Annotated in this window: 7 protein-coding genes and 1 pseudogene; 6 read left to right on the plus strand and 2 right to left on the minus strand. The window is 64.9% G+C overall.

Annotated elements, in window-relative coordinates; genetic code table 11:
- The first annotated feature begins 44 nt into the window (after positions 1–44).
- Entirely contained in the window at positions 45–1,049 is a 1,005-nt protein-coding gene (gene gnd, locus AC1DT2_RS10385) for a phosphogluconate dehydrogenase (NAD(+)-dependent, decarboxylating) (RefSeq protein ID WP_213950096.1), read from the plus strand.
- An 877-nt stretch (positions 1,050–1,926) separates the two neighbouring features.
- Here the strand turns inward: gnd and AC1DT2_RS10390 are convergent.
- Positions 1,927–2,952, minus strand: a complete 1,026-nt coding sequence (locus tag AC1DT2_RS10390) for a glycosyltransferase family 9 protein (protein WP_477296133.1) — start codon at positions 2,950–2,952, stop codon at positions 1,927–1,929.
- Between the two features lie 166 nt (positions 2,953–3,118).
- Complete coding sequence (locus tag AC1DT2_RS10395) at positions 3,119–3,784, minus strand: response regulator (protein ID WP_477296134.1); 666 nt, start codon at positions 3,782–3,784, stop codon at positions 3,119–3,121.
- Between the two features lie 185 nt (positions 3,785–3,969).
- On the opposite strand from AC1DT2_RS10395, the gene AC1DT2_RS10400 reads away from it, so the two are divergent.
- The 5 genes and pseudogenes from AC1DT2_RS10400 to AC1DT2_RS10420 all read left to right on the plus strand — a co-directional run.
- Positions 3,970–4,569: an ABC transporter ATP-binding protein gene (locus AC1DT2_RS10400; protein WP_477296135.1), complete on the plus strand. Its 600-nt coding sequence runs from the start codon at positions 3,970–3,972 to the stop codon at positions 4,567–4,569.
- Positions 4,566–5,354 (plus strand): ABC transporter permease, encoded by a 789-nt coding sequence (locus AC1DT2_RS10405; RefSeq protein ID WP_477296136.1) that lies wholly within the window; start codon positions 4,566–4,568, stop codon positions 5,352–5,354. The genes AC1DT2_RS10400 and AC1DT2_RS10405 overlap by 4 nt, the downstream gene beginning before the upstream one ends.
- Positions 5,355–5,549: 195 nt before the next feature.
- Positions 5,550–7,859 carry a catecholate siderophore receptor Fiu gene (locus AC1DT2_RS10410; protein ID WP_063573368.1) on the plus strand — a complete coding sequence of 770 codons (2,310 nt, stop codon included), beginning with the start codon at positions 5,550–5,552 and terminating at the stop codon, positions 7,857–7,859.
- A gap of 21 nt (positions 7,860–7,880) precedes the next feature.
- The gene (locus tag AC1DT2_RS10415; protein WP_477296137.1) at positions 7,881–8,561 is read left to right on the plus strand and encodes a Fe2+-dependent dioxygenase; all 681 of its coding nucleotides are present in this window, start codon (positions 7,881–7,883) and stop codon (positions 8,559–8,561) included.
- A 76-nt stretch (positions 8,562–8,637) separates the two neighbouring features.
- Positions 8,638–9,107: pseudogene (locus AC1DT2_RS10420) on the plus strand (RNA polymerase-associated protein RapA); the annotation flags it as partial.

Here is a 9,107-nt window from a genome sequence, read left to right on the forward strand (position 1 = left end):
GTATCCGCATATTCCCCACGTTGAACTCATCGAGGACCCCACGCATGAAAATCGGTTTGATCGGACTGGGCCGCATGGGCGGCAACATCGCCCGCCGCCTTATGAGGGACGGTCACCAGACCGTGGTGTACGACAACAACGCCGACGCGCGTGCCACGCTGGCCAAGGACGGTGGTGAAGCCGTCGAGTCCCTGGAAGCCATGGTCAAGGCGCTTCCTTCGCCGAAAATCATCTGGGTGATGCTCCCTTCCGGTGAGATCACCGAGAACACCATCACGACCCTGAGCGGCCTGCTGGGCAAGGACGACATCGTCATCGACGGTGGCAACACCTTCTACAAGGACGATGCCCGCCGCGCCGAAGAGCTTGCCGCCAAGGGCCAGCATTACGTCGACGTCGGCACTTCCGGCGGCGTCTGGGGCCTGGATCGCGGCTACTGCATGATGATCGGTGGCGACAAGGCCACGGTCGACTACCTCGATCCGATCTTCAAGACCCTCGCCCCGGGCGCTGGYGATATCCCGCGCACGGAAAGCCGCGATGGCCGCGATCCGCGTGTCGAAAATGGCTACATGCACGCCGGTCCAGCGGGCGCTGGCCACTTCGTCAAGATGATCCACAACGGTATCGAGTACGGCATGATGCAGGCCTTCGCGGAAGGCTTCGACATCCTGAAGAACCGTGACGGCAAGCAGATTCCGGAGCGCGAGCGTTACAGCCTGGATATGGCCGATATCGCTGAAGTCTGGCGTCGCGGCAGCGTCGTTTCCTCCTGGCTGCTCGACCTGACCGCCAGCGCCCTGGCCAAGGGCCCGGAGCTGGACAACTACTCCGGTTACGTCGACGACTCCGGTGAAGGCCGTTGGACGGTCAACGCCGCGATCGAAGAAGCCGTCCCGGCCGAGGTGCTCACCTCTGCCCTGTTCGCCCGCTTCCGCTCGCGTCAGGACCACACCTACGCCGAGCGCCTCCTCTCGGCCATGCGCATGGGCTTCGGTGGACACATCGAAGGCCGCGGCAAGCCGCCGAAGGAAAGCGAGCACTCCTGACCTGAAAAAAGCCCCGCACATGCGGGGCTTTTTTTTGGTTCATCGTGGATTACCGGGGCCGGGCACTCTTTGGCACATCGCACCTCGAAGATGGCTCGCCTTCGGCCTCGCGGGCTCGGCTTTGCCGTCGCTCTCTACACTTGCGCGTCTCGCGGGGAGACCTTGGTGCCCACCCTCGCKGCTCAGACAGTCCTCCGCGTTCCGTGCCGGAAAGGCCGCTGACGCGGCCCATGTATCTATCTGGCCTACGGCCGCTCCACTTGTGCGGAACTCGCCTCGAGGGTGGACACCAAGGTCTCTCACGACGATACGGTTGGGTGGMAGGAGAGCCGTTGGMGTGGGTGTGGCCGCCCAAGCGGACCRTTACGGCGGTCGTGCAGATACGTCATTTCCGGCGCGGCGAGCGTTTTCCTCGCCGCTGCGCTGACTCGCGGACGATCTCAGCGCGCTGGGGTCGACCGTTTGGCGATGCCGACGAGCCRKYAGCCGGAGCGGCGCTGCTCCGYCGGCTCGACCCGCACGAACCTCAGGGTTCGGGAGAGCCTTCGGTGCCCACCCTCGAGGCGAGTTCCGCACAAGTGGAGCGGCCGCAGGCCAAATAAGCAAACGGCCGCGCAGCGGCCTTTCCGGTACGAAACGCGGAGGACGTGTCTGAGCAGCGAGGGTGGGCACCGAAGGCTCTGCGCCTCACCACCCAAGCAAGCGGCGGCGCGAGCCGCTAAAAACATGCACTCGCGAAGCGAGTGAACCGCCCCCTGCAGCGTCCCCGGAATTCCGCGATGAACCTTTTTTCTTGCTCTGAAACCTGCTTTTTGGAGGAGGCGCTTTAGCGGCGATGGGGTGCGCGGCAACCTGGCTATCGCTGATGAATCGGCTCCTACAACGAGCTGCATCGAGCCAGATGTGCGGCGGCTCTCAACGCTGCGCCGCGCGGGCATCCGTCGTCGCAGGCAATGGCGACGTTGTTCCGACCATAGGGCGCATAACGCGCAGGATCAGTGGGCCCAAAAATACCGACCGTCGTCGCGGCGGTCGCTGCGGCAAGATGCATCACGCCGCAATCCGCGCTGATATAGGTGCCTGCCGCCTCGATGAATCCCGCCAGCTTGCGCGGATCACTCGTGTAGTACGTCGGAAAGCCACCGCCCAGACGCGACTGGCCGTCGGCGGAAACCAGTTCGACGACGCACGTGTCGCCGGTCCGGGCAACGAGTTCGGTCGTGAAGACACTCCACCAGTCGGAGGGCAAGCGCTTGGACCCGGTCGCATTGGGGAAGATCGCCATCACCGGCAAGCCTCGCTCGTTCGCATCACGCAGCACGCGTGCGAGTGCGTCGCGGCCACTTCGTCGTTCCACATCGGTGAGGCGCACGTCCAGCCGGGGAACCTCGTCCCCGACGGCGACGCCCAGTGCCCAGCGCAGTGCCTGGACCGGTCGGGCCGCCAGATGCATGGCCATGCCATCCGTCGGCATGGCATCCGTGCGTAGCTGAAAGCGTGCCTTCGCCATGGCGCTGGCAATACGTCCCGACGACGATCCCGCCGCGGCATCGATCACCAGGTCGTAGCGGCGCGAACGCAACTTGCGCAATGCACCGATCGTCGCCAACGGACGCCGCGCTGCGCGACGGTCGAGCGTGGTGCAGTCGCCGACGATATCGAAGCCACGAAACACCGCATGGGCTGCCGGTCCGGCCGACAGCAGGTCCACTTCTGCCCCGGGAAAACGCCGCTCTATCTCGACCAGCAACGGCGTCAGCAGCAACGTGTTACCCAGCCGGTGGTTGGGGCGGCAAATGAGGATGCGCTGGATACCGGATGCCGGAAGCTCGCCTGCACCCACCAGGTTCTTCGCCGGAGCGACCAGATGGCGCGCGAGCCAGGCCGCGACGCGTCGTCGCATGAGCGCTGCGTTCCCGTGCATGGGTGTACGAGCGGGCTCGCTTGGCGATGGAGGTGACAGCGACACGACAGGAGACATGAAGGGCTCTCGGGAAGTCTGTCGCCAACGATGCCTTAGTTACCTTATGCGTTGCTGTCCACTGGATGACGATTCTGCTTCCGGGGATTCACGAGAGGTCCCGCGGCACCATGTAGCCGAAGCCACGCACGGTCCGGATCGCATCGGGGCTGAGCTTGCGCCGCAGCGAATGGACGAGGACCTCCAGCGCATTCGGGCTGACGTCCGAATCCATGCCGTACACCGAGCACTCGATCGACTCGCGGCGAACGATCTTGCCGTGGCGTTCCATCAGCATGCGGAGCAACGCGAACTCGCGCCGGGTCAGCTCGATGCGGCGCGCCTGGTACGTCACCTCGAGCGTGCTGAGGTTGAGCGAAAGCGCACCCGATTCCAAGTGATTATCGGCCAGTCCCTGGGCACGACGAGCCAGCGACCGGATACGCGCTGCGAGCTCGTCGAGGTGGAACGGCTTGGTCATGTAGTCGTCGGCGCCCGCGTCCAGGCCACGTACGCGGGACTCGATGCTGTCACGCGCCGTCATGACGAGGATGGGCGTCTTGACCTTCAGACGGCGCGCCTCGGTAATCACCTCGATGCCGTCCTTCTCAGGCAACCCCAGGTCGAGGAGCACGAGGTCGACGGATTGGTCGCGCAGTGCTTCGAGACCTTCCACGCCCGTGCGCAGCCACGTCACCGTATAGGCGAGGTGCTCGAGCGCGCGCTTGATCGCTGTGCCGAGACGGATGTCGTCCTCGACGACAATGATGTTCACGATCCAAGTCCTCCATGGCGGACGAAAGCTTCGGGTATCGCATCCGTGCGACGGGACGTGTCTACGGAAACGGCAGCCCGGTGCCATTATCGGAGTGCCGGCCTTATGCCTTGCTTAGTACCTGCCCGTAAGCATGCCCTAAGGCGCGGCCGGCAGCCTGTGCTCGCTCCCATACGGAACCTATCATGAGCCTAATCGTAGAAGGACTGCGCAACACCCTGGTGGGTCCTTTCACTTTCAGCGTGGCGGGGGGCCAGTGCCTCGCCCTGACGGGCGCGTCCGGGTCCGGAAAAACGCTTCTGCTCCGCATGATCGCGGACCTGGATCCCAACGAGGGCAGGATCATGTTCGCCGGGATCGACCGGGCATCGCTTTCCGCGCCGGACTGGCGGCGCCTGGTGGCGCTGGTTCCCGCCCGCAGCGGCTGGTGGGCGGACACGGTTGCCGAACACTTCCCCCAGGAACGCGAAGCGGAGTGGCGAGCACTCGGGGCCGCGTTGTTCGTCCCCCCGGCCCTCTTCGAGCGCTCTATCGAAGAAGCCTCCACGGGTGAACGCCAGCGTCTCGCACTGATCCGCGCCCTGCTCGCCGAGCCGCGGCTGCTGCTGCTCGATGAGCCGACGGCGTCGCTGGATCCGGTCTCCACGCAAGCCGTCGAAGCCTTGATCGCCAAGCGGCTCGCCGCCGGTACCACGGCTATCTGGGTGACTCACGACGCCGCGCAGGCGGATCGTGTGGGCGAACTCACACTTCATATGCAGGCCGGCGGAGTCCTTGCCACATGACGCCGATCTCCCTGCACGCCGGCGACATCGCGATCGCCACCCTTCTCCTCGTGGTCGACGCCGCGTTGTCGATCGGGCTGCGCCTGCGCTTCCATCGCGCGCTGTTGATCGCCTCGGTGCGCATGGTGGTCCAGCTGGTCGCCGTCGGCTACCTGCTCCGTTACGTGTTCGCGGGGCATTCGCCGTGGCTGACCGCGATTCTTGTACTGGCCATGTCCCTGGTCGCCGTCCGCGAAGTCGCGGTCCGTCCGGTGCGCCGACTGGTGGGGGGAAATGTCCTGGTGGCGTTACCTAACGTGCTGGGCATCGTCCTGCTGACGGCGTGCTTTGCGCTGTTGACAGCCATCCGTCCGCACCCGTGGTACGACGCGCGCTACGCCATTCCCCTGGTCGGCATCCTGCTGGGCAGCATTCTCAATGCGGCGAGCATCGCGCTGGCGGGTGTTCTCGACAATGTGCGCCAGCAACGCGACGCGATCGAGGCCCAGTTGATGCTTGGCGCGACCTTCGGCACGGCCACGGCGCCGCTCCTGCGCCGATCCATCCGCACGGCCATGGTGCCGGTCATCAACCAGATGGCTGCGGCGGGTGTCATTACCCTGCCGGGGACGATGACGGGCCAGTTGCTGGCGGGCGCCGATCCCGTCGAGGCCGTGAAGTACCAGATCCTGTTGCTGATCCTGCTGACCGGGGCCAGCTGCATGGCTGCCGTCGGTACGGCTTACGGCGCTGTCGCCCGGCTGCGCGATGACCGCGAGCGGCTTCGCCTGGACCGCCTGAGGTAAAGCTTCGCTTTAGATTGCGAATCATTCTCATTACCCTTACGATATGCGTCACATCGGGCTAACGCCCGTGCACGACCCGTCAGTCAGGGCACCCATGAAGTCGACCACCGTGAGCCATCGGCCCGCGTCGGGCGAACTCGTGCCCGATTCGGTCTGCCGACCCATTTTGTTCATTGCCTCGCAAGGGAATCACCCATGGCCTTCATCAAGAGCCGCAAACACGCCGCTCCTGCCGCGCGCACCGTCGGTGCCGCCGTCCTCCTGACTTTCGCGCATGCCGCCGTCGCCAGCGATACGGTCGACGCACCGCCGCAGCAGGCCAAGGCCAGCGACGTCCAGGCACTCCCCGGCATGCAGGTCGACGCCGACCGCTCGAGCGACTTCCGCGTCGACAAAGTGTCCTCGCCGAAATTCACCCAATCCCTGCTCGACACCACGCAAACCATCCAGGTGATTGGCAAGGAGCTGATGAAGCAGCAGGGTGCGACCACGCTGACCGAAGCCCTGCGCAACAGCCCGGGCGTTGGCACCTTCTACGTGGGCGAGAACGGCGCGACCAACACGGGCGACGCGATCTATATGCGCGGCTTCGATACGTCGAGCAGCATCTTCGTCGACGGCGTGCGTGACACCGGCACCGTGTCACGCGACGTCTTCAATATCGAGCAGATCGAAGTCACCAAGGGTCCGGATGGCACCGAATACGGCCGCACCGCGCCGACCGGCGCGATCAACCTGGTGACCAAGCAGGCGGTACTGGGCGATGGCGAATCCGGCTCGCTCCAGGGCGGCAGCGGCCAGCGCCGCCGCGGTACGGCCGACATCAACCAGCAGCTCGACGCAACCACTGCGGTTCGCCTCAACGTGATGGACCAGAAGAGCAACGTCTACGGTCGCGACGATATCGAGAACAACCGCTGGGGCTTTGCGCCCTCGCTGGCCTTCGGCCTGGGCACGCCCACCCGCGTGTACATCGACTACCTGCACATCAAGCAGAACAATGTTCCCGACGGCGGCGTGCCGACCATCGGCTTGCCGGGCTACAGCAGTCCCGACGCGCGCGCATTCCTCAATGACGCCGCCAAGGTCGACCCGAACAACTACTACGGCACGAACCAGGATCACGACCACGTGACCCAGGACATGTTCACGGTCCTGGTCGAACACGACTTCAGCGACAAGGTCGCCCTGCACAATACGTCGCGCTGGGGCCGTACGACGGAGGATTACCTTCTGACGTCGTTCATGGGCGCGACGGCGAATCTTGCGACGCCTAACCCGCTGGACCCGTCCACCTGGACGATCACGCGTAGCAACCCGACGTTCAAGCACCAGTCCAACCGGATCGCCACCAACCAGACCAACCTGACCGCATCGATCGACGCGGGTGGCTTCACGCAGGACATCAGCACCGGTATCGAACTGACGTCCGAAGAAGCTCGCACCATCGGCATGGGCCCGCTCAACGGCAGCACCTGGCCCGTTGCCAACCTGTATCACCCCGACTCCGATGTCGGCGGCCTGAAGTACGGCGAGACCGGTGCGCTCAGCAACGGCAAGACCAACACGGCGGGCGCGTACTTCTTCGACACATTCAAGTTCGGTGAACACTGGCAGGTGAACGCCGGTGTACGCATGGACCACTACAAGACCGATTTCTCCAGCCTCGTGGTTTGCGGTGCACGTAACGGTCCTGTCTGCGGCCGGCTGCCTGCCGGCAGCATTGTCCCGGGCGTGGATACCAGCGTCAGCGACAACCTGATGAACTACAAAATCGGCGTGCTGTACAAGCCCGCCGCGAATGGCAGCATCTACGTCAACTTCGCGCAGTCGCAGCAGCCTCCGGGCGGCAACACGCTCACGCTCTCCTCCGCGGCGAACAGCGCCGACAATCCCAACTTCGATCCGGAAAAGGCACGCACCGCCGAAATCGGCACGAAGTGGGACCTGCTCGGCTCGAAGCTGTTGCTCACTGGCGCGCTCTACAGCACCACGGTGACCAACGATGTCGTGCAGGATCCGACCGACCTGCTTTATTACCAGGTGGGCAAGAAGCGTGTGCAGGGCGTGGAGATCAACGCGGTCGGCAAGCTGACCGACGACCTCGCGATCAGCGCCGGCTTCACCACGATGAATGCCACCGTCAAGGACGGCCCGGGCGTCACCGCCAACGGCTCGGACGACCTGGCCTATACGCCGAAGAAGGCGTTTACCTCGTGGGTCACGTATCACCTGCCGTTCGACCTGACCATCGGCGGCGGCGCGCGTTACTCGGGCTCTCTTCAGCGCGGCACCGACGGCGCCGTGGGCACCCCGGCCTATACCCGTGCGTACTGGGTGTTCGACGGCATGGCCAGCTACCCGGTCAACAAGAACTTCGACCTGCAGCTCAACGTGTACAACCTGTTCGACAAGAACTACGTGGCCGCGATCAACAAGAGTGGCTATCGTTATACCCCGTCCACGCCGCGCTCGGCCATGCTGACCGCGAACGTTCGTTTCTGATCGACAGAAGGAAACACCGCCATGTTGCTGCATATTCCCGAGGTCCTGAGCAAGGAACAGGTCGCCGGGATGCGCGGCGCCATGGAGGCTGCCGAATGGACCGACGGTCGACAGACCGTCGGTCCACAGGGCGCGAAGGTGAAGCGCAACCTGCAACTCCCCGACGCGTCGCCGCTGCGCCGCGAACTGGGCGGGATCGTCGTCGCGGCCCTCGCGCGGCATCCGCTGTATCACGCGGCCGCCTTGCCCCTGCGCACGTTGTCACCGCGATTCAATCGCTATGAAGGCGGTGGCGAATACGGTTTCCACATCGACGGTGCCGTCATGGCCACCGGCGACAGCGATGTCCAGGTGCGCAGCGACATCTCCTGCACGCTCTTCCTCAGCGAGCCGGGGGAATACGACGGCGGCGAACTCATCGTCAGCGATACCTACGGCGAACATGAAGTAAAACTCCCCGCCGGGGACGCCATCGTCTATCCCTCCTCCAGCCTGCACAAGGTCACGCCGGTGACGAGCGGCGCACGCATCGCTTCGTTCTTCTGGGTGCAGAGCCTCGTGCGCGACGACAGTGCGCGAAGGCTGCTGCTGGAGCTGGACACGGCCATCCGCAACCTCTCCGCCAGTGCCGCCGACCAGGCATCGATCCTGCAATTGACGGGCGTCTACCACAACCTGTTGCGGCGTTGGGCCGAAACCTGAGGTAAAACAAAGGTAGGCAGGGGCGCCCTCGGGGGCGGATAATTGGCGCCCCCTGATGTCCTTGGCTCCCTACCGCATGTTCCAACCTGGTCAACGCTGGATCTCCACCGCCGAACCCGAGCTCGGCCTCGGCACCATTCTTCGCGTCGAAGGACGCGGCGTGCAGGTCCTGTTCGCCAAAGCGGGCGTGCTGCGCCCCTATGCCACCGACAGCGCACCGCTGATCCGCGCCGAATTCCGCGCCGGCCAGCGCGTGTCGGGCAAGGGCCTCGCCTTCCTCGTCGAACGCATCGAAGAACGCGAAGGCCTCTTCGTGTATCGCGGTGAAGGGCGTGAACTGGAAGAAGGCCAGCTCGACGACGAGCAGGCGCTTTCGCAAGCCGACGATCGCCTCATCGGCGGCCGTACCGATACCAACGAAAGCTTCGACCTGCGCCTGGATGCCCTGCGCCGTCGTGCCGATGCCCGCCGTTCGGCGGCATGGGGTCTCGAGTCGGCCCGCATCGGCCTGGTCCCGCACCAGCTGCGCGTGGCCGGTATCGCCGC

Source organism: Luteibacter sp. P4_E6, from assembly GCF_056401535.1.

Coding starts and splice junctions, on each gene's coding strand:
- AC1DT2_RS10390 (WP_477296133.1), bottom strand. CDS start 2,952: ATGCGACGACGCGTCGCGGCCTGGCTCGCGCGCCATCTGGTCGCTCCG.
- AC1DT2_RS10400 (WP_477296135.1), top strand. CDS start 3,970: ATGAGCCTAATCGTAGAAGGACTGCGCAACACCCTGGTGGGTCCTTTC.
- AC1DT2_RS10405 (WP_477296136.1), top strand. CDS start 4,566: ATGACGCCGATCTCCCTGCACGCCGGCGACATCGCGATCGCCACCCTT.
- AC1DT2_RS10410 (WP_063573368.1), top strand. CDS start 5,550: ATGGCCTTCATCAAGAGCCGCAAACACGCCGCTCCTGCCGCGCGCACC.
- AC1DT2_RS10415 (WP_477296137.1), top strand. CDS start 7,881: ATGTTGCTGCATATTCCCGAGGTCCTGAGCAAGGAACAGGTCGCCGGG.